Here is a 19159-nt window from a genome sequence, read left to right on the forward strand (position 1 = left end):
TGTTGAAATAACGAAGAAAATATGATAATCATAACTGAAAATATCAGATGATAGTTGACATTTTCAAAATTCGAGATATACTTTAATCAACAATATGTAGAAATAAGGGGTTCGTATGCAACAGAGACAAACGACAACTAAGTCAGATATTAAAGAAGCCTTCATTCAGCTTTTGGCTACAAAAAGTTTAGAGGATATAACGATTAGTCAGTTAACTAAAAAAGCGGGTGTCAACCGCTCGACATTTTATCTGCACTACCTAGATAAACAGGATTTTTTAGAGCAATTAAAAGAAGAAACCATAACGACGGTTCGTATGATTTTGAGGAAAGAAACCTTTTATCCCAAAGAAGCCTTAGAAGCCATCTTGTCTTATTTCCAAGAGAACAGTGCTTTTTTTGCTGAAATTGCAAAAAATCCAAGCTTTCGTTTTGCAGACAACATTCGTTATTTTATCTTGGGGATGATTGAGTCTACGCCACGTTCTCGACCAGTCATTGTGGCAGCTTATCAAATGCCAGAGCGCTATGCTATTACCATGTATGTTTCTGGTTTGACAGGACTTATTGTCGACTGGATTATCAATGGGACTCAGGAAAACCCCCAACAATTGACCAAGATTATACTGGATTCCCCAGGGATGGAGTGGTTTAAAGAAAAGTAACTACTTAAGAATCCTCAGGGGCTTTGAAACAGAATTGCCTCTTATTGACAGAAGTTAGATGGCTGAGTCCTTTCATTCTAATTGTTGACTGTCTCTTCAAAAAAATCTCCATTGAGTCTGGCTTGAAATTGTGTTACAATAAGCCTTGAAGATGAATGAAAGAATATGGAAATAAGCATGAAAATAAGACCAGTGATTGGAATTACAGGAAATGAAAGACCCTTCCCAGATGATCCAGACGCGAACATGAGCTATGCGGCGACTGGTTTTGTCGAAGCGGTCAAAGAGGCAGGAGGGATTCCCTTGATCTTGCCGATTGGAGATGCGGCCTTGGCCAAAGACTACATATCGATGATTGATAAGCTCATCATCACCGGTGGACAAAATGTCTTGCCCAAGTTTTACGGAGAAGAAATCACCATCGACAGTGATGACTACCTCTTAAAACGCGATCTCTTTGAGTTGGCCTTGATTGAAGAAGCGCGTGCGGCTAAAAAAGCTATCTTTACCGTCTGCCGTGGGACCCAGCTCTATAATGTCGCTCTAGGGGGAACTCTGCATCAAGACATTGAACACCACTGGCAGGACAATCCAGGTCAGTACACCAGCCAAGAGTTGGTGACCAAGGATCAGACGGTCCTGCAAGAGATTTATGGTAAGACCAGTCGCATCAATTCTTTCCATCATCAAAGTATTAAAGACTTGGCAGATGGCCTAGAAGTGATCGCGCGGGATCCTAAAGATGACATCATAGAAGCTGTTCAATCCACAGATGAGAGTCGTTTCCTCGGCGTTCAGTGGCATCCGGAACTGCGTTTTGACAAGAGCCCAGCAGATCGCAAGCTCTTTGAATATGTCGTGACTCAATTGTAAAGAGGACCAGCTCCCTTAGGAATTTTTCCTAAGGGGCTTTTTCTTTAATCTGCGTAAGAAAGACTGTAAATTGTGCCTAGGTTTTGGAGGTGGATTCGTTACAATAGAGCTAGTAGAATGAGGAGGATTAGGACATGTATCAATTTCCAAAGGATTTTTTATGGGGGAGTTCGACCTCGGGCCCTCAAACAGAAGGACGTATAGCCCAGGATGGAAAGGGAGACAATCTCTGGGATTACTGGTATAGGATCGAGCCCAACCGCTTTTATCAAGGGCAAGGACCAGAGAAAACATCGACTTTTTATGAACACTGGGAAGAAGATCTGGACCTCTTGTTAGAAACCGGCCACACGGCCTTTCGGACCTCTATTCAGTGGTCACGTATTTTCCCAGAAGGACGAGGGAAGATCAATCAAGTAGGCGTTGATTTCTACCGCCGTGTCTTTGAAAAGATTAAAGAAAAAGGGATTCACCTCTTGGTCAACCTCTATCATTTTGATTTACCGATGGCTCTTCAAGAGCAAGGGGATGGTTGGGAAAATAAAGAAACTGCCTATGCTTACCAGGAATATGCGCGTTTTTGTTTTAAGACCTATGGGGATCTGGTCGATCAGTGGATCACCTTTAATGAACCCATTGTGCCTGTGGAGTTTGGTTATTTTTATGATGCCCATTTTCCTCATAAGGTAGACGCAGCAGCAGCAGTTAAAGTAGCCTACCACACCCAGTTAGCAAGCTCTCTAGCAGTAAAGGCCTGTCACGAGGTGGATCCTAATTACCGTATCGGGATTGTGCTCAATTTGACACCAGCCTATCCTCGGAGCCAGCATCCAGAAGATGTGAAAGCTGCGCGTATTGCCGAGCTCTTTCAAGCCAAATCCTTCTTAGATTCATCTGTTCTTGGTCATTATCCTGAAGAATTAGTGGAGATCCTACGGGAGCGTGATCTCTTACCGGATTATGATCCCTTTGAATTGCGCTTGATCGAGGAAAATACGGTGGATTACCTAGGGGTTAACTATTACCAACCACTCCGTGTAGCATCTCCTCGCTATGCTCCAAATCCAGCATCTCCCCTACTCTTTGAACAATTTTATGAACCTTATGTTATGCCAGGCCGCAAGATCAATCCCCACCGTGGTTGGGAAATCTATGAGCAAGGCTTGTATGACATTTCCCAAAATATCAAGGAAAACTATAGCAATATCGAGTGGATTCTGACAGAAAATGGGATGGGGGTTGAAGGAGAGGAAAAATTCCGCAAGGATGGAGTGATCCAAGACGACTACCGGATTGACTTTGTCAAAGACCATCTTCGTGAGCTCCACCGGGCTATTCAAGATGGTGCCAACTGTAAAGGTTATTTGATCTGGACCTTTATTGACTGCTGGTCATGGCTCAATGGCTACAAGAACCGCTATGGTTTAGTTGAGTTGGACCTCGAAAGTCAAAAACGAACCCTCAAAAAATCCGGCCATTGGTTTAAAGAACTAAGCCAAGCCAATGGATTTAAAGACTAAATCAAAATCCGCAGCCTGTGTTCCGCTCAATTTGAGCCTCCTCACATCATCATTTTAAAACTTGGAGTCAAATAGTTCCCCAAACGGTTTGACTCTCAATCATTCCGAATGTCTGAAACGATTATGTTTCAGGCATTTTTCTTACAGTGGAAATTTTCTTAGATGACTTTGTCTCTAATCTTAACCCTAACTTAACTAGACCAATTTTCATGAATTTCCTAGTTGACAAACTCGAAGAAGCATTGTATACTGACTCCGCTGGTTGCTTTTTGGTCAAATTAGACTAGACCAATTTTAAAGTAGCTGAGAAATCGACCATGGGTCGTTTGACTAAGTAAAGGGGAAAGTATAGCAAGGCTATATCGTAAAAACTATGTGCGGAATCGTTGGTGTTGTAGGAAATACAAATGCTACTGATATTTTGATTCAAGGACTTGAAAAACTCGAATACCGAGGCTATGACTCTGCGGGTGTTTTCCTGGCTAGTGAAGGCAAGAGCCAATTGGTAAAGGCAGTTGGCCGCATTGCAGAATTGTCAACTAAGGCAGAAGGTGTTGAAGGGACAGCTGGGATCGGACATACCCGCTGGGCCACTCACGGAAAACCAACTGAGGACAATGCCCACCCACACCGCTCTGAAACAGGTCGCTTTGTTTTGGTCCACAATGGGGTCATTGAAAACTACCTTGAAATCAAGGAAGAATACCTAGCAGGTCACCATTTCAAGGGGCAAACAGATACAGAAATCGCCGCCCACTTGATCGGAAAATTTGCTGAAGAAGATGGCTTGTCTACGCTCGAAGCCTTCAAAAAAGCCCTCCACATCATCCGTGGGGCCTATGCTTTTGCTTTGATGGATGCGGAAGATCCAAGCACCATCTATGTGGCAAAAAATAAATCACCACTCTTGATCGGTCTTGGCGATGGTTACAATATGGTCTGCTCTGATGCCATGGCCATGATTCGTGAAACCAATCAATACATGGAAATCCATGACCAAGAGTTGGTCATTGTCAAGGCTGACAGCGTTGAAGTGCAAGACTATGATGGCAACGTCAAAGAACGGGCTAGCTACACGGCTGAACTCGACCTTTCTGATATTGGAAAAGGGACTTACCCATACTACATGCTCAAAGAAATCGATGAGCAACCAACTGTCATGCGTAAGCTGATCCAAGCCTATACAGATGAATCTGGTCAAGTAGTGGTAGATCCAGCTATTATCAAGGCTGTTCAAGAAGCAGACCGCATCTATATCCTTGCGGCTGGTACCTCTTACCATGCTGGATTTGCGTCTAAAAAAATGTTGGAAGAGTTGACAGATACTCCAGTAGAACTCGGTATTTCATCTGAGTGGGGGTATGGTATGCCACTTCTCAGCAAGAAACCACTCTTCATCTTTATCAGCCAATCTGGTGAAACGGCCGATAGCCGCCAAGTATTGGTCAAAGCAAATGAAATGGGAATTCCAAGCTTGACAGTGACCAATGTTCCAGGTTCAACTCTTTCACGTGAAGCAGACATGACCATGTTGCTCCATGCTGGTCCTGAAATTGCGGTAGCTTCTACTAAGGCTTATACGGCTCAAATCGCAGCCCTTGCCTTTCTTGCGAAAGCTGTTGGGGAAGCCAATGGCAATGAGAAGGCCAAAGCCTTTGATTTGGTGCACGAATTGTCTATCGTTGCCCAATCGATCGAATCAACCCTTTCAGAAAAAGAAGTGATCGACGAAAAAGTCCGTGGCTTGTTGGAAACAACCCGCAATGCTTTCTATATCGGACGTGGCCAAGATTACTATGTTGCTATGGAAGCCAGTCTGAAACTAAAAGAAATTTCTTACATCCAATGTGAAGGCTTCGCTGCGGGTGAGTTGAAACACGGTACCATCGCTCTGATCGAAGAGGGTACACCGGTCATCGCCCTCTTGTCAGATCCAGTCCTAGCCAGCCACACACGTGGGAACATCCAAGAAGTGGCAGCACGTGGGGCCCATGTTTTAACCATTGCAGAAGAAAATGTCGCTAAAGAGACAGATGATTTGGTCTTGACAGCGGTTCACCCTTACCTCTCTCCAATCTCAATGGTGGTGCCAACCCAATTGATTGCCTACTTTGCAACCCTTCATCGTGGACTCGATGTTGATAAACCACGGAACCTTGCTAAGTCTGTAACAGTTGAATAAAATTATCTATATAGAAAAAAACATCCTCGTTAGGTTTTTCCTAGCGAGGATGTTTGCTTTATTTATCAAAACCTTGCAAGGCTTTGAGGCGTTCTTCTGTTTGTCCCTTGGCATCTAGTTTTTTACCTTGGTAAACAGCAGATTCCCATGATCCATACATTGGATTTGGGAAGATGATGAATTTTTCACCAAATTCTTTTTGCAATTCGTCCAATTTCTTGTCGCGATCAGCTTCAGAGGTCTTGGAAAAATCTGCAAAGTCAACCAGGTTGTCCCCGAAGAGCAAGACAAGATTGGTCTTTTCTTGTACAGCTTGGCGACGGCCTTCTTTTGATTTGACGCCATCTTCTAAGAACATGAGGTGGTCACGTCCTTGAACAGGAATGCCTTCTTTTTCAAGGTTCTTGATGGTATCATCTACTTGAGAGGTTGTACGGTCAGAAATGTAGTAGATTTGAACCCCGTTTTGATCCGCATATTGAAGAAAATCTTTGGCACCTGGCACCGCTTTTGCGGCTGCTTTTTTCACCCAAACATCCCAATCTTTAGGATTGAAGGCCGTACCATCTTTGACGTTTTGAACTTGGTAAGGGCTGTTGTCTAAAACAGTTTCGTCCAAATCCAAGACGATGGAATAAGGCTTATCAGAAGGAGTTTGGAGGATCTCTTTCAAACGGTCAGTAGCGACATTGTAGCCTTGTAAATACAAAGCCTTGGTTTCTGCTGCCTTTTGGTACCAGAGAACAGACATGGTATTTTCTTGTGAGCGCTGTTGATCATAGGTCATCGTCACCTGATTTTTAGTGCTGCTTGCTTTTGTCTCTTGCGTTTTAGTGGTATTGCTTCCACAACTTGTCAGTAAAATGACAGAAGCAAGAGCAGAAACGATGGTAAAGGTGGTTTTTGTTGTTTTCATAAACCGTACACTCCTTAAAATTATTCTATAAAAATTATACTCCTTTCAATCTTGCCTGACAAGAAAGAGGAGAAGGCGATCCAGGGAATGGTAAAATGAATAGTAAGAAAGAAATGTTGATATGAAGGGCTTTTTCACCTCAATAGATGCCACTTTTTCCTTTAAAAGAAGGGGTATAGTTTTCTGCTATAACCGGATCAAGAAAAGATCAAAGCGGTCCTTTTCTTCTAAAATGAAGCAATAAAGAAAGATACTCGCAGGTCCCTATTTTCAAGGGCTTGCGTTTTTTTGATGCCTTCCTTAATAAAGAAATTTTAAGGACTTGATAGGGAAAATATATTAGTCAGCTACTTTTCGAGGTGATATCATGGTTACAAATTCCAGAAGGAAAGCAGTTAGTCTTTCTGTTGGAGAAATATTGAGGAGGATTCACAGTATGAGTAAAAAAGAATTGGTTCTTCGTGCCATTCGAGGCGAAGCAGTAGAGCGAATCCCTGTAGGATTTTGGCTCCATTATGTGACTCAAGAAGAAAAAGAATTGGGGCTAGACAATCCAGCCGTACTTGAAAAGAGTATCAAAGGACACCAACACTATGTTGAAAAAATATCCCCTGATTTTGTCAAGATTATGAGCGATGGCTTCTTCCGCTATCCGAGTGCTCTTTATTCGAGAGAGATCACATCGATCCAAGAATTAAAGGACATTCAACCGATTGGAGAGCATCATCCTTGGATTGAAAAACAGATTGAAGTGGTCAAGGAGATTCGTTCCCATTTCCATGAAGAGATTGCTTCTTTCTACAATATCTTCTCGCCCATTTCTTATTTGAAACGCTGGTTCCGTACGGATCAATCCCGTGGAGACCAAGTGATTGCAGACTTTATCAAGGAAGATCCAGAAACTTTGGCTCATGTCCTTGATGTGATTGCAGGAGACATTTCTACTTTAAGTCGCCGGTTGATCCAAGAAGCAGGTGTTGAAGGGATTTACTTCTCAACCCAGCAGGTCCAAGATGAGCGTGTGACAGAGGAAGAATACCGCAAGATCATTGAGCCAAGCAACATTGCCGTTCTAGAGGCGGCTAATGAGGCGGGTGGCATCAATATCCTTCATATCTGCGGTTTTGAAGGGGCCAGCAATGAAGTGGACCTTTTCAAGGATTATCCAGCTCAAGTCATTAACTGGGCGACCCATCATGAAGGCCTGAGCCTAGCAGCAGGTCGCAAGCTCTTTGGGGATCGTGCTGTCCTAGGTGGCTTTGTCAATGGTAAGAAAGGCCTACTCTATCAAGGGGAACGAGCAGCTATCGAACAAGAAACCCGTCGCTTGGTCGCAGAAGCGGGAAGTCGTGGTTTGATCCTTGGGGCGGATTGCACCGTACCAGACGATTTCCAATTGGAACGCTTAGACTGGGTGCGTCAGGCAGCCGTCTTGTAAGAAGAAAGGAGAGGGAGATGAGAAAGATTCATGTGTGGTGTATGGGGCTGGTAGCTTTATTCTTAGTCCTAGGACTCGCAAAAGCTACTGCAGCAAGCAGTCGTGGGATTGTACGGAAAGATCCGGACATCGAAAAATTGGAGAAAATTCCAGCCCATAGTCTCTCTCTCCTTCGTCCCTCTGATATAGCAGGAATTTTACTTCTTGAAGATCAGTGATAAAAAAAGATGAAGAGCTTGATAAAAAATATATATTAGTCAAAGAATGATTGAAGTGTTAAGATAACAAACAAGAAAAGAATAGAACGAGGTAAGAACATGTCAGCAAAAAGAGAATTAGTGTTAAAAGCTTTTAAGGGAGAAGCGGTTGATCGTGTGCCAGTTGGATTTTGGCACCATTATACAACAGAAGAAGAATGGTTGAAAGGATTTTCTAATCCGGAAATTATTGAAAAAAACCTGAAGGGTCATCAAAACTTCCTACACAAGGTCAAACCAGACTTTGTCAAACTCATGAGCGATGGTTACTTTGCTTATCCAAATCCAGCCATTCACAAAGGCCTTGAAAACATCTCTGACTTAGCAGGAATTGAACCTCTCGGAGCCGATCATCCATGGATCACAGAGCAGGTAGAGCTTGTGAAAAAAATCCGTGCCGGTTTTGAAGAGGACATTGTAGCCATCTACAATATCTTTGCTCCAGTAACTTACTTTAAATGGTTGGTCGGAGAAGTTTCAGGAGGAGATGACTTGATCGCAAACTTCATCGATCAAGATGCTGCAACCCTTAAAAAAGTATTGGATACGATTGGTCAAGATATTGCAAGTTTGAGCCAACGCATCATTAAAGAAGCAGGAGCAGACGGGATCTACCTCAGTGTTCAAAGTATCCAAGATGCGCGCGTGAGCCAAGAAGTTTATAAAAATAGTATTGCACCGAGTGAACTCCATGTCTTAGAAGCAGCCAATGAAGCAGGTGGGGTAAATATCCTTCATATCTGTGGCTACGAAGGAGCTCGCAATGATATCCATCTCTTCACAGACTACCCAGCTCAAGTCATTAACTGGGCAGTTGGACCAGAAGGAATCAGCCTAGCAGAAGGACGCGAAATCTTTGGTGGACGCACGGTTCTTGGTGGTTTTGAAAATGGCAAAAATGGTCTTCTCTACACAGGAGATAAGGCTGCGATCCAAGCAGAAACCAAACGCATCATCGCAGAAACAGGAACGACAGGCTTGGTCATCGGTGCCGATTGTACGATTCCAAGTGACATTGATGAAGAACGAATCGAATGGGTTCGTGAAGCTGCAGCAGAATAAGGAAAATAGAAAAAGGGAGAACAGAGTATGAGTAAAAAAACATGGATTATCGGTGGGGTGGCAGTGCTTGCCATTGCAGGTGCAACCATTATTGGACGGAGCTTGAACCACGCAAACGACAGCAAAGGCTCAACAGGATCGAACAAGGTAACAACCTTGAAAGTAGCCCACACGCAAAACTACGTGCCGTATGATTTCGTCGATGAAAAAGGAGAATCAGATGGCTATGAAGTAGCTGTGCTCAAAGCCATTGACGAAAAACTACCAGACTACAAGTTTGAGTATACTGGAACCAGTGACGACGACCTCTTGATTGGTCTAGAATCTGGTAAATACGATATCGGAACCAAAGGAGCTTGGTATACCGAAGAACGCGCCAAGAAATTTATCATTCCAAAAGAACCAATCGGAGCAAGTATCATTGGATTTACCGTACGGAAAGAAGATGCGGATAAATACAAGAACATCGATGACTTTGCGAAAGAAAAAGGAAAATTGGTTCCAATTTCACCACAAAATGCCCAATGGAATGTTATTAAAGAATACAATGAAAAGCATAAGGACCAACAAATCGAATTAACAGCTGCCGAATCGTTCAAAGTCGCAGATGCTTATGCTTGGGTACTTGAAGGTCGTTACGATGCCTTCTTTGACATCAAACTTTCCTTTGAAAAAGCTGTCGCAGATAAAGATGGTTCTTACCACCAATATGCAGACAAACTCAGCTGGTTTGCCTACAAAGGAATTCCAACTTATCCATTGATCCATAAGGATAAGAAAAACGAAAAATTTGCGGAAGAATACAGCAAGGCCATCAAAGAATTAGAAAAAGATGGCACACTTGCTAAATTGTCGAAAAAATATTTCGGTGAAGATGTCTTCAGTTATGTAGATAAAGAGAAATAAGATGGAACTGGGTGCGCATAGCCCCAGCTTCCTTATTTCTATACGGATACAGAAAGGAAAAGAAACATGGTCTCATACGACATTTCCAAGGTCTGGTCATTTCTTCCAGCCTTGGTCCAAGCTCTGCCAGCGACCCTAGCTTTGATGGTTTTAACGACGGTTCTCGGTTCTGCATTTGGCTTGGTTTTGACCTGGGCACAAGTATCAGAAGATAAGGTAGGAGCAGGTCTGGCAAAAGGCTATGTCTTTACTTTGCGTTGTACCCCTCCGATTGTCTTGCTCTTTTTGGTCTTTTATGGACTTCCCCAATTTTTGAACTGGTGGTTGGGCATTGACATTGACCACTGGTCCAAGTTTGTCTTTGTCCTTGTTGCCATGTTTCTTCTCTTTGCCGCTATGATCTCGGAGGTTTTCAAGGCAGCCTATTTGGCCATTCCAAAAGGTCAGATGGAAGCGGGCTTGAGTATCGGCTTGACGCCGGCTCAAACCATTTGGCGGATTGTCCTTCCCCAAGCCTTTCGCGTGGCTCTTCCAAATATGACGACTGCCATCTTGAACCTCATGCGCGATGCAGCTTTGGCTTATACAATTGGCTTTATCGATATCATGGGAGCAGGTAACAACTTGATCAGCCGCAATCTTGGGAATTATTCCCTCGAGACGTATACAGCTGTAGCAGTGATCTACTGGGGAATTGCCCTTGTGATCTCCTTCTCCGCTCAACTCCTTGAGAAACGACTCAGTGTAACAGAAAGGTAGCTTATGGATTTCAATTTTATTAGTAAAGCATTTATAGCCACCTTGGGTGGTGTTCCAGTGACCCTTCTGATCATGGTCGTATCGATTCTCTTGAGTTTCCTTCCAGCCCTCTTTTTGGCACTCGGTCAGATCTATAAGGTCAAAGGTGTTCGCAGTTTCTCAGTGATTTACTTAGCTTTTATCCGCGCGACACCTCCCATTCTCTTGATTCTCTTCTTTTATAGTCTCTTTCCCAGCCTCTTAAATAGCTTTTTTAAGAGTATTGGCAGTCACTTTAATGTCTTTGAGATCAATCCCATTTACTATGCCTTTATCATCTTTAGCTTGATGACAACGGGGAGTCTTGCTGAAATTCTACGGTCAGCCATTCTGACTGTGGATAAGGGCCAGCTAGAAGCAGCGCAAGCCATTGGTTTGACCAATCGCCAAGCCTACATCCGCATTGTTTTTCCACAAGCCTTGCGTTCAGCCCTGCCTAATTTGTGTAACCTGGTTATCAACTTGGTCAAAGGAACTTCCCTTGTCTTTGTCATGACCATCAAGGATATCACCGCTATTGCCAAGGTCGAAGCCTCTTATGGCTATCAATATTTTGAATCCTATCTAGTGATTTTTATTCTTTATATTGTCATTTGTGGGGTGATTCAGTGGGGATTCAATCGCTTAGAAAAACGCCTGACGATTGCATAGAAGAAGGAGAAATAAGAAGATGTTAGAAGTAGAACACGTATCGAAAAAATTTAAGGACCACCAGGTCCTGGTAGATGTTAATATCAAGGTCAACCAAGGGGATGTGGTCGTTATTTTGGGGCCATCTGGATCAGGAAAAACAACCTTCCTTCGCTGCCTCAATCACTTGGAAAAGGCGGATACAGGCCGTTTGACTTTGGGTGGAAAAGAGTATGACCTCTCAAAACTCAGCAAAAAAGAGATTCTAGAAATCCGCCAAAAGACAGCCTTTGTTTTCCAGCATTACAATCTCTTTGCCAACAAAACAGCGCTTGAAAATATCTTAGAAGGACTGGTTGTAGCTCGGAAGATTCCAAAAGAAGAAGCCATCCAACGGGCAGAATCAGCCCTTGAAAAAGTTGGTCTCCTCGCTTACAAGGATTACTATCCTTCTCAATTGTCAGGGGGCCAGCAGCAACGAATCGGAATCGCGCGTGCCATCGCAGTGAAACCAGACGTGATCTTGCTGGATGAGCCGACTTCAGCGTTAGACCCAGAGTTGGTCGGTGACGTCTTAGATGTCATGAAGCAATTGGCCCAAGAAGGAGTGACCATGGTTGTCGTAACCCATGAGATGGGCTTTGCGCGTGATGTAGCCAACCACGTTATCTTTATGGATGGCGGACACATCATCGAAGAAAATGAACCGCATGAATTCTTCAACAGTCCAAAGGAAGAGAGAACCAAACAATTCCTTTCACGGATTTTATCCGATGCCACTTATAGCGTCGAATATATGATTTAACAGGAGACACACCCAGTAAGGGTGTGTTTTTTAGAATCTGGAAAAAATTCTTAAAAATTGGGTCATTTTTTAAAAATCATTACGAATAATATAAGTGAGAGGGAACATATGACTGATAAAAAACAACGATTAATGCTACTATTCTTACTGACTTTGTTTCTAGGAGGCTGCAGTCTTTTTACAGATAAAGCTGCTGAGAGAAGGGAAATGATTCAGATAGCAGAAAGCACGAAAATGGAGCGAGCGATAAAACACTTGTTAATCAGTATCGATCCTAAAGCTTTCACTTCAGAAGGAGTCATTCACTCCTATACCTTGATAAAAGGTGAATTGGAATACAATCCAATGGGAGGCATGAATGTATCTCTCGTTATCAATGGCGATAAAAAGTTAACGATCGATACGACTGTTCAAATGGAGGATTCAGGACAGTTCGAAGCAGGTAGTTACGGTATTTCAGCAAGATTAGATGATCTGTTAAGTAAAGCAGAAGAGACTGGGAAATAAACTCATTCAGTGGAGTCGTTCATGGAAGCATCAAAGGAAAATAGGAACACTAAAATAAGATGGACGTTATAGTTATTGCTAACCACTTTGTGCCTAGGAGGATGTAGTCTTATTACTAGACTATCAGAGCAACGAAGAGAAGTGCTAGAGATTGCAGAGAGTAAGCAACCAAAAAGAGTTCTCGAAAATATATTGAGACAAGAAGATCCCCATGCCTTGACAGCAGAGGGAATTGTGAAGTCATATAAAATTAATACCCACCGGCTGAGATATCACCCTATGGGAGGATTGACGGTAGAAATGGTGATTAACGAGGATAAGAATTTAACCATTACGACAACTCTAACCCAGGAGGCTGATGGGCATCTGGAACAGAATGGAGTAGTCATTTCAGGGGAATTATCCAAGAAATTAGTAAATGCTAAATAAGGACTTGCTTGAAAATGAATAAAAGATACAGCTTGGTTGTGATCATGATTCTATTGAGCCTACTTCTAGGTGGCTGTAGTCCCATGACAGACCAATCCACTGAAAAACAAGAAATGATTCAAATCGCAGAGAGTCAGAAGATGAAAGTGGCAATTGAAAGCTATTTAAAAAATCTGGATCCAGAGGCATTAACTCCAAATGGGAAAATAAAGTCTTATAGAATTTTAAAAGATAAATTAAAATATAATCCAATGGAAGGAATTATTGTCGAAATTGTCACTAATAGGGATGATCGGTTGACGATTGATATGACGGTCATAGAAGAGGATTCAGGAGAATATCTTGTTGCCACATCAGGAACGCCTAAAGAATTAACGAAATTAATAGAAAGAGACAAGCAATAGCAACCTCATCTATTTTATAGAATTTATTCATTGGGCCAAGTATGTTACATCAATATGTAGTGCTTGTAACCTTTTGGCAATGTTTTTTAACAAAAGTAACATTTCAGACGTTGATGGAATTTTGTATAATAAATTCTAAGAAACCTGAAGAAAGAATGGGAAGAAGATGAAAAAAAGTAAATTTATTGTGTTGATAATGGTAGTATTTAGCCTGAGCTTAGGAGGCTGTAGCTCTTTTAATGGACAATCTGCCAAGAAACAAGAAATGATTCAAATCGCAGAGAGTAAGAAGATGAAAGTAGCGATTGAAAATATGTTGAAAAAATTAGATCCTAAAGCTCTTACTCCAGAAGGAAAAATAAAATCATATAAAATTTCTAAAGATGATTTAGATTATAATCCGATGGGAGGGCTTATGATCAAAATCATTATCAATGACAATGAAAATTTATTGTTAAGTACAACTATACAAGAAGATTCAGTTACTGGTAAGTATGAAGAGACATACTATGGTAAAACAAAGGAATTGAACGACCTTCTGAAGGGAAATTGAAATGGCTGAAAATTTAAATTTTAATGATCAACAAAATGTTAAAACTGCATTACTTGAGTATGAAAAGGATATAAAAGTTGGACGGGAATTCGATATTGGACCCAAGAATGAAGAGTACATTGGTCACGTTTCTCATATATATGACAGTACCAATGGAAATGAAGAACAAGTTTTTGTATTAACAAATAATGGTATGGGAATTAATGAAGATCCAGTCCCCTATACTGCTTCAGATGAAGAACGTGCCCAAATCCATGACGTGACAGTTTTGATGAAGGGATCTGAAACTGAAACAAGTACACAAAAATTACTCCATGATACATTTACGGATTGGGTAAAGACAGATTTGCCTACTGCTTCTAACATTCTTGGTCCCAATGGAGCGGCGAACTATGCGACAGATTATGCGAAAAGATTCACCAGAGATAAGATTAAGGAGAATTTGAAAAAAAGGGATGAAACTGCCGATTCTAATATTTCGGAGCTTATTAGTTATCCGTTTAGTTTACTCGATAAAAATGTTGGAAATAATGTAAAAAGCTTTGTCAAGAGTATTAGAAGTAATCCAATAACAAATGCTTATCGTGAGGCGAAAGCAAATCTATATGGTATGGGAACGGATATTCTAATTGATAGTCAAGCAAAGTTTCCAGTATTTATTGGGGCTACCATTTTAAAAGAGTACAACAAAGATAGAGGTACTTTCCCACCTCCGCAATTTAAAGATGCTGCAGCTCATTTGAAAGAGGTGATCCGAAAATACCCCAATGCCAAGATTGATCTATATGGTCACTCTCTGGGATCTATGAATATTCAGTATGCTCTTGCCTGTTTGACGGAAGAGGAAGCTTCTCATATTGGGACCGTCCATCTATACAATGGTCCTAATGCCTACTCCATCTTAACACCAGAGCAAAAAGCGCGTATAGATGCGCTGAAGTATAAGATCTACAACCACATTGACCATAAAGATTTGGTTAGTTTGGGCTATCCAGATTCTGGAAGCAAGGGTGCCAGTGGGATTGTTAAGCACCTCAAAACGAAGAATTTGAAAAATATTGGCCTGCAACACATGATGCATGGTTATATCTATGATAAGGATGGGAATTTGGTTCTTGAAAAGGGAACGGAAGCCATCACTCGGAAGGAAATCATTGAAGAGCGGATGAAGGTTTACTATCGCCTAAAGGATAAATTACAAAAAACAGGTGGTGGACTGAGTTCAAGTGAACAAATCTATCTCGATGCTTTGCAGGCGCGCTTGGCTTCTGATGAGCTGATTCGAGTAGTGGATGAAGGGCTGGAGCAAGCTCAGAAATCTAAGTCACAACTGGATGCGGATTTAGAAGCTTTGGAGAAAGTCTTACAGACCGTTCCGAAAGGCTTCATTCTCAATCTTGCGGAAGTAGAAGAGGCCTATGCACAGGCTGGTGCGACAAGGCAAACAGTTGTCACTGAAGTAAGAGAAAGATTCGACAATCGTTTGGCTGCATATCAGTCCTTATCGAATGAATTCCATGCTTTAAACGAGCAAGTGAATGCAGGAATTGAGCTCTTAAAAGCAAAAGATCAAGAAATTGCAGGAGAAATGAATCAATGGGAACAACTAGCTTATTAATGTCATCTACTCCTTCGAAAAGGGAAAAGCAACTAGATCACTTGGAAAGAGAATTTCAAAAAGCGCGCTTGGAGCTAGATGAAAAGCGTTGCTTAGTAGAAAGAAAACAGCAGCTCTTCACCCAGATGCTGGAAGAAGAGTATGCGATGGCAGCTTCCTTTTTACAAAAGCAGGAGGTTGATGTCAGTTGTGCATGGGAGTCCCTCCATCGCTGTATAGAAGAGTATGATCTCGAAGCTAGAGATGCAGCGCAAGTAGCCATAAAACAGATCGACACTGAAGAAGAGAATTTATGGCAATCCTACCGTAAAGAGAGATGCCAGTTGGAAGAGGAAATTGCACAAGATAAAGTTTCATAGTATAGAAGAGGAGGAAGTATGGGTGATAGTCCTGTCAAAGATTTCTTTGATTTAGATATGAAAGATAAGATGAGGATCATCGAAAGCAGAAAGAAACTTGAAAAAGAATTAATACGGGTTGTCTATGCGCCCATTTTATTGGCCTGCAAGGCAGGAGTTGAGAAACGTTACAATGATGGATTGACTGCGATTGCAACAGTAGCCGAAGAAGACGTCCAGGTAGTTGGAAAGCAACTGGATCAGTCCATGGTGGGTCAATTTGCTAAAAATGTACAGACGGTTATTCAAGAAAAAGCTGGTAAATTTAAATCTATCTAGCCAAGAACTTCTATTTAAATATGGAATCTGGAGTGACTCCAGATTTTTTTAATAAATTTAAAAAATTATGTAAAAAAGTGTTGACAAAGAATTCAGTCTGCGTTATAATAATTTATGTAAACAAAAAGAGGTTGAAAAAACCTACTGGTTTACAAGATCAATAGTGGAAAGGAGATGGTGATATGCTATTTCCAAAATTAAGACAACTAATTGATAAAAGGAAAAATAGAAACTGTTAGCCTGTAGGGCTATTATTAAATAAATGAATTAAAATTATGTAAATTAGAGGTATACAATATGAATAACAACTTTAACAATATGGATGATCTTTTCAATCAACTAATGGGAAACATGGGTGGTTTTCGTTCTGAAAGCCGTCGCTACATGATCAACGGTCGTGAAGTGACACCAGAAGAATTCGCTATTTACCGCCAAACTGGTCAACTTCCAAATGAAGGAAGCGAGCAAGTGCAACACCATCAAGGTAAAGGAATGAAACAAGATGGGATCCTTGCAAAACTTGGTCGCAACTTAACCGAAGAAGCTCGTGAAGGAAAATTGGATCCGGTCATCGGACGTAATAAAGAAATTCAAGAAACTGCTGAAATCTTGTCTCGTCGTACCAAGAACAACCCTGTCCTTGTAGGGGATGCCGGTGTTGGTAAAACAGCAGTTGTAGAAGGTTTGGCACAAGCTATTGTGAACGGGGATGTTCCAGCTGCTATCAAGAACAAAGAAATCATCTCGATTGATATTTCTGGTCTAGAAGCTGGTACGCAATACCGTGGTAGCTTTGAAGAAAATATTCAAAATCTTATCCAAGAAGTCAAGGCTATGGGAAATGTCATTCTCTTCTTTGATGAAATCCATCAAATCCTTGGTGCAGGTAGCACAGGTGATGGTCAAGGTTCTAAAGGTCTTGCGGATATCATCAAACCTGCTCTTTCACGTGGGGAATTGACAGTCATTGGGGCAACTACTCAAGATGAATACCGTAACACCATCTTGAAGAATGCAGCTCTTGCTCGTCGTTTCAACGAAGTGAAAGTCAATGCTCCATCAGCTGAAGATACTTTCAAGATTCTCCAAGGGATCCGTGATCTTTATGAAAAACACCACAATGTCATCTTGCCAGATGAAGTTTTGAAAGCAGCGGTTGATTATTCGATCCAATACATTCCACAACGTAGCTTGCCTGATAAGGCCATTGACTTGGTCGATGTGACAGCTGCTCACTTGGCAGCCCAACATCCAGTAACAGATGTCCATGCTGTGGAACATGAAATTGAAGAAGAAAAAGCTAAACAAGAAGCTGCAGCTGCTAAAGAAGATTACGAAGCAGCTCTTAATGCAAAAGTTCGTATCGAAGAACTTGAAAAGAAAATTGAAAACCATACGGAAGACCATAAAGTAACGGCAACAATCAACGATGTGGCTGAATCTGTAGAACGTATGACGGGTATTCCAGTGTCACAAATGGGTGCAACTGATATCGAACGTTTGAAAGATATGGGTCACCGTTTGCAAACTAAGGTTATCGGTCAAGATAAAGCCGTTGAAGCGGTGGCACGTGCCATCCGTCGGAACCGTGCAGGATTTGACGAAGGGAACCGTCCAATCGGTAGCTTCCTCTTTGTAGGTCCTACTGGTGTCGGTAAGACTGAATTGGCTAAACAATTGGCTCTTGATATGTTCGGAACCAAAGATGCCATCATCCGTTTGGACATGTCAGAATACAGCGACCGCACAGCCGTTTCTAAATTGATTGGTACAACAGCTGGTTATGTTGGTTACGATGATAACAGCAATACCTTGACAGAACGTGTTCGCCGTAACCCATACTCAATCGTCCTTCTCGACGAAATTGAAAAGGCAGATCCTCAAGTGATCACCCTTCTCCTTCAAGTCTTGGATGATGGTCGTTTAACAGATGGTCAAGGGAACACGGTCAACTTCAAGAACACTGTGATTATCGCCACTTCAAACGCTGGCTTTGGTTACGAAGCCAACTTGACAGAAGATGCGGATAAACCAGAACTCATGGATCGTTTGAAACCTTACTTCCGTCCAGAATTCTTGAACCGTTTCAACGCTGTCATTGAATTCTCACACTTGAGCAAGGAAGATCTTTCTAAGATTGTTGATTTGATGTTGGTAGATGTCAATAAGACCCTTTCTAAGAAAGAAATCGACTTGGCAGTGAGCGATGCAGCTAAAGAATACATGACTGAAGAAGGTTATGATGAAGTGATGGGTGTTCGTCCACTCCGTCGGGTAGTTGAACAACAAATCCGTGACAAAGTCACAGACTTCCACTTGGATAACTTGGATGCCAAACATCTCGAAGCAGACATGGAAGATGGTGTCCTTGTGATCAGAGAAAAAGACACAAAGAAGGAAGAAAACGCTGATAAACAAGCAGATTAAGGCGAATTAGTTTGTGAAAAATAGAGACTGCTATCATATAGCAGTCTTTATTTTTTCTTCCCACCTGGGGGAAATTATTCGCCGTATAAGGCCAAAATCCTCCTATTTGGGGTAAAAAAACATCAATAATTAGTGAAATTAATCCAATTTGAGCAAAATTATTAATAAATAAAGAAAATAAGTATATAATCTATACAAGAATAAAATTTGAGGAATGGAAGTAAGATGAGCAATACAATTGATATCTACTCAACTCCCGAATACAGAAAAGTGGAAGCCGTTGTTCAACTGATGGTTGACGGTCGCTTGACGAGCTATCGTGTCGCAACTGAAACAAACATCAGCAAAATGAGCTTGGCGACTTTGACGAAGGGAACGAGTAAAATCAAAAATATTACCTATCAAACGGCTTTGGCCTTGATTGATTGGTATGATGAGAATCATGAAAAGTATGGCATTACGATTGACTAGTCAGTAGCCCACTTTTCGTGGT

The 19159-nt window shown here is 41.7% G+C and carries 21 protein-coding genes; 20 read left to right on the forward strand and 1 reads right to left on the reverse strand.

Features of this window, described 5'->3' with window-relative positions; translation table 11 throughout:
- Nucleotides 1–115: 115 nt before the first annotated feature.
- The 4 genes from HMPREF3002_RS00700 to glmS all read left to right on the forward strand — a co-directional run bounded on the left by HMPREF3002_RS00700 (nt 116) and on the right by glmS (nt 5239).
- Nucleotides 116–664 (forward strand): TetR/AcrR family transcriptional regulator, encoded by a 549-nt coding sequence (locus tag HMPREF3002_RS00700; RefSeq protein WP_003009944.1) that lies wholly within the window; start codon nt 116–118, stop codon nt 662–664.
- Nucleotides 665–841: 177 nt separating this feature from the next.
- Nucleotides 842–1537: a gamma-glutamyl-gamma-aminobutyrate hydrolase family protein gene (locus HMPREF3002_RS00705; RefSeq protein ID WP_023919554.1), complete on the forward strand. Its 696-nt coding sequence runs from the start codon at nt 842–844 to the stop codon at nt 1535–1537.
- 134 nt (nt 1538–1671) lie between these two features.
- On the forward strand, nt 1672–3057 hold the full coding sequence (locus HMPREF3002_RS00710) for a glycoside hydrolase family 1 protein (protein ID WP_070664795.1): 1386 nt from the start codon (nt 1672–1674) through the stop codon (nt 3055–3057).
- A gap of 373 nt (nt 3058–3430) precedes the next feature.
- Nucleotides 3431–5239, forward strand: coding sequence for a glutamine--fructose-6-phosphate transaminase (isomerizing) (gene glmS, locus HMPREF3002_RS00715; protein ID WP_049482357.1), 1809 nt, complete (start codon nt 3431–3433; stop codon nt 5237–5239).
- A gap of 58 nt (nt 5240–5297) precedes the next feature.
- On the opposite strand, the gene HMPREF3002_RS00720 is transcribed toward glmS, so the two are convergent.
- Nucleotides 5298–6155: a 5'-nucleotidase, lipoprotein e(P4) family gene (locus HMPREF3002_RS00720; protein WP_003004374.1), complete on the reverse strand. Its 858-nt coding sequence runs from the start codon at nt 6153–6155 to the stop codon at nt 5298–5300.
- A gap of 436 nt (nt 6156–6591) precedes the next feature.
- On the opposite strand from HMPREF3002_RS00720, the gene HMPREF3002_RS00725 reads away from it, so the two are divergent.
- From HMPREF3002_RS00725 to HMPREF3002_RS00800, 16 genes are all read left to right on the forward strand, one after another.
- Nucleotides 6592–7593 carry a uroporphyrinogen decarboxylase family protein gene (locus tag HMPREF3002_RS00725; RefSeq protein WP_070664797.1) on the forward strand — a complete coding sequence of 334 codons (1002 nt, stop codon included), beginning with the start codon at nt 6592–6594 and terminating at the stop codon, nt 7591–7593.
- Nucleotides 7594–7610: 17 nt separating this feature from the next.
- On the forward strand, nt 7611–7811 hold the full coding sequence (locus HMPREF3002_RS00730; RefSeq protein ID WP_070586348.1) for a hypothetical protein: 201 nt from the start codon (nt 7611–7613) through the stop codon (nt 7809–7811).
- Nucleotides 7812–7910: 99 nt separating this feature from the next.
- Nucleotides 7911–8912, forward strand: a complete 1002-nt coding sequence (locus tag HMPREF3002_RS00735; protein ID WP_070664799.1) for a uroporphyrinogen decarboxylase family protein — start codon at nt 7911–7913, stop codon at nt 8910–8912.
- 27 nt (nt 8913–8939) lie between these two features.
- Nucleotides 8940–9818 (forward strand): transporter substrate-binding domain-containing protein, encoded by an 879-nt coding sequence (locus tag HMPREF3002_RS00740; protein ID WP_031574959.1) that lies wholly within the window; start codon nt 8940–8942, stop codon nt 9816–9818.
- A gap of 66 nt (nt 9819–9884) precedes the next feature.
- Nucleotides 9885–10577, forward strand: coding sequence for an amino acid ABC transporter permease (locus tag HMPREF3002_RS00745; protein ID WP_021154360.1), 693 nt, complete (start codon nt 9885–9887; stop codon nt 10575–10577).
- 3 nt (nt 10578–10580) lie between these two features.
- Nucleotides 10581–11267 (forward strand): amino acid ABC transporter permease, encoded by a 687-nt coding sequence (locus tag HMPREF3002_RS00750; protein ID WP_070664801.1) that lies wholly within the window; start codon nt 10581–10583, stop codon nt 11265–11267.
- Nucleotides 11268–11286: 19 nt separating this feature from the next.
- Nucleotides 11287–12051 carry an amino acid ABC transporter ATP-binding protein gene (locus tag HMPREF3002_RS00755; protein WP_070664803.1) on the forward strand — a complete coding sequence of 255 codons (765 nt, stop codon included), beginning with the start codon at nt 11287–11289 and terminating at the stop codon, nt 12049–12051.
- Between the two features lie 108 nt (nt 12052–12159).
- Nucleotides 12160–12558 carry a DUF1310 family protein gene (locus HMPREF3002_RS00760; RefSeq protein WP_070664805.1) on the forward strand — a complete coding sequence of 133 codons (399 nt, stop codon included), beginning with the start codon at nt 12160–12162 and terminating at the stop codon, nt 12556–12558.
- Between the two features lie 87 nt (nt 12559–12645).
- Nucleotides 12646–12987 (forward strand): DUF1310 family protein, encoded by a 342-nt coding sequence (locus HMPREF3002_RS00765; protein ID WP_256263401.1) that lies wholly within the window; start codon nt 12646–12648, stop codon nt 12985–12987.
- Nucleotides 12988–13001: 14 nt separating this feature from the next.
- A complete protein-coding gene (locus HMPREF3002_RS00770; RefSeq protein WP_070664809.1) occupies nt 13002–13391 on the forward strand; it encodes a DUF1310 family protein in 390 nt (129 codons plus the stop codon).
- A gap of 166 nt (nt 13392–13557) precedes the next feature.
- Nucleotides 13558–13944 carry a DUF1310 family protein gene (locus HMPREF3002_RS00775; RefSeq protein ID WP_070664811.1) on the forward strand — a complete coding sequence of 129 codons (387 nt, stop codon included), beginning with the start codon at nt 13558–13560 and terminating at the stop codon, nt 13942–13944.
- A gap of 1 nt (nt 13945) precedes the next feature.
- On the forward strand, nt 13946–15562 hold the full coding sequence (locus tag HMPREF3002_RS00780) for a lipase family protein (RefSeq protein WP_070664813.1): 1617 nt from the start codon (nt 13946–13948) through the stop codon (nt 15560–15562).
- Nucleotides 15541–15921: a type III secretion protein gene (locus tag HMPREF3002_RS00785; RefSeq protein ID WP_070465190.1), complete on the forward strand. Its 381-nt coding sequence runs from the start codon at nt 15541–15543 to the stop codon at nt 15919–15921. The genes HMPREF3002_RS00780 and HMPREF3002_RS00785 overlap by 22 nt, the downstream gene beginning before the upstream one ends.
- Nucleotides 15922–15939: 18 nt before the next feature.
- Nucleotides 15940–16239, forward strand: a complete 300-nt coding sequence (locus tag HMPREF3002_RS00790) for a hypothetical protein (RefSeq protein WP_070664815.1) — start codon at nt 15940–15942, stop codon at nt 16237–16239.
- Nucleotides 16240–16536: 297 nt separating this feature from the next.
- Complete coding sequence (locus HMPREF3002_RS00795; protein WP_049523161.1) at nt 16537–18666, forward strand: AAA family ATPase; 2130 nt, start codon at nt 16537–16539, stop codon at nt 18664–18666.
- A gap of 225 nt (nt 18667–18891) precedes the next feature.
- Nucleotides 18892–19137 carry a hypothetical protein gene (locus HMPREF3002_RS00800; RefSeq protein WP_003009969.1) on the forward strand — a complete coding sequence of 82 codons (246 nt, stop codon included), beginning with the start codon at nt 18892–18894 and terminating at the stop codon, nt 19135–19137.
- Nucleotides 19138–19159 lie beyond the last annotated feature (22 nt).

Origin of the sequence: Streptococcus sp. HMSC065E03 (assembly GCF_001815045.1) — a bacterium.
In the GTDB taxonomy this organism is placed as follows: Bacteria; Bacillota; Bacilli; order Lactobacillales; family Streptococcaceae; genus Streptococcus; species Streptococcus parasanguinis_AD.

Bases quoted from the DNA above. Each gene is read 5' to 3' on its own strand.
- HMPREF3002_RS00700 (WP_003009944.1), top strand. From the start codon at position 116: ATGCAACAGAGACAAACGACAACTAAGTCAGATATTAAAGAAGCCTTC.
- HMPREF3002_RS00705 (WP_023919554.1), top strand. From the start codon at position 842: ATGAAAATAAGACCAGTGATTGGAATTACAGGAAATGAAAGACCCTTC.
- HMPREF3002_RS00710 (WP_070664795.1), top strand. From the start codon at position 1,672: ATGTATCAATTTCCAAAGGATTTTTTATGGGGGAGTTCGACCTCGGGC.
- glmS (WP_049482357.1), top strand. From the start codon at position 3,431: ATGTGCGGAATCGTTGGTGTTGTAGGAAATACAAATGCTACTGATATT.
- HMPREF3002_RS00720 (WP_003004374.1), bottom strand. From the start codon at position 6,155: ATGAAAACAACAAAAACCACCTTTACCATCGTTTCTGCTCTTGCTTCT.
- HMPREF3002_RS00725 (WP_070664797.1), top strand. From the start codon at position 6,592: ATGAGTAAAAAAGAATTGGTTCTTCGTGCCATTCGAGGCGAAGCAGTA.
- HMPREF3002_RS00730 (WP_070586348.1), top strand. From the start codon at position 7,611: ATGAGAAAGATTCATGTGTGGTGTATGGGGCTGGTAGCTTTATTCTTA.
- HMPREF3002_RS00735 (WP_070664799.1), top strand. From the start codon at position 7,911: ATGTCAGCAAAAAGAGAATTAGTGTTAAAAGCTTTTAAGGGAGAAGCG.
- HMPREF3002_RS00740 (WP_031574959.1), top strand. From the start codon at position 8,940: ATGAGTAAAAAAACATGGATTATCGGTGGGGTGGCAGTGCTTGCCATT.
- HMPREF3002_RS00745 (WP_021154360.1), top strand. From the start codon at position 9,885: ATGGTCTCATACGACATTTCCAAGGTCTGGTCATTTCTTCCAGCCTTG.
- HMPREF3002_RS00750 (WP_070664801.1), top strand. From the start codon at position 10,581: ATGGATTTCAATTTTATTAGTAAAGCATTTATAGCCACCTTGGGTGGT.
- HMPREF3002_RS00755 (WP_070664803.1), top strand. From the start codon at position 11,287: ATGTTAGAAGTAGAACACGTATCGAAAAAATTTAAGGACCACCAGGTC.
- HMPREF3002_RS00760 (WP_070664805.1), top strand. From the start codon at position 12,160: ATGACTGATAAAAAACAACGATTAATGCTACTATTCTTACTGACTTTG.
- HMPREF3002_RS00770 (WP_070664809.1), top strand. From the start codon at position 13,002: ATGAATAAAAGATACAGCTTGGTTGTGATCATGATTCTATTGAGCCTA.
- HMPREF3002_RS00775 (WP_070664811.1), top strand. From the start codon at position 13,558: ATGAAAAAAAGTAAATTTATTGTGTTGATAATGGTAGTATTTAGCCTG.
- HMPREF3002_RS00780 (WP_070664813.1), top strand. From the start codon at position 13,946: ATGGCTGAAAATTTAAATTTTAATGATCAACAAAATGTTAAAACTGCA.
- HMPREF3002_RS00785 (WP_070465190.1), top strand. From the start codon at position 15,541: ATGGGAACAACTAGCTTATTAATGTCATCTACTCCTTCGAAAAGGGAA.
- HMPREF3002_RS00790 (WP_070664815.1), top strand. From the start codon at position 15,940: ATGGGTGATAGTCCTGTCAAAGATTTCTTTGATTTAGATATGAAAGAT.
- HMPREF3002_RS00795 (WP_049523161.1), top strand. From the start codon at position 16,537: ATGAATAACAACTTTAACAATATGGATGATCTTTTCAATCAACTAATG.
- HMPREF3002_RS00800 (WP_003009969.1), top strand. From the start codon at position 18,892: ATGAGCAATACAATTGATATCTACTCAACTCCCGAATACAGAAAAGTG.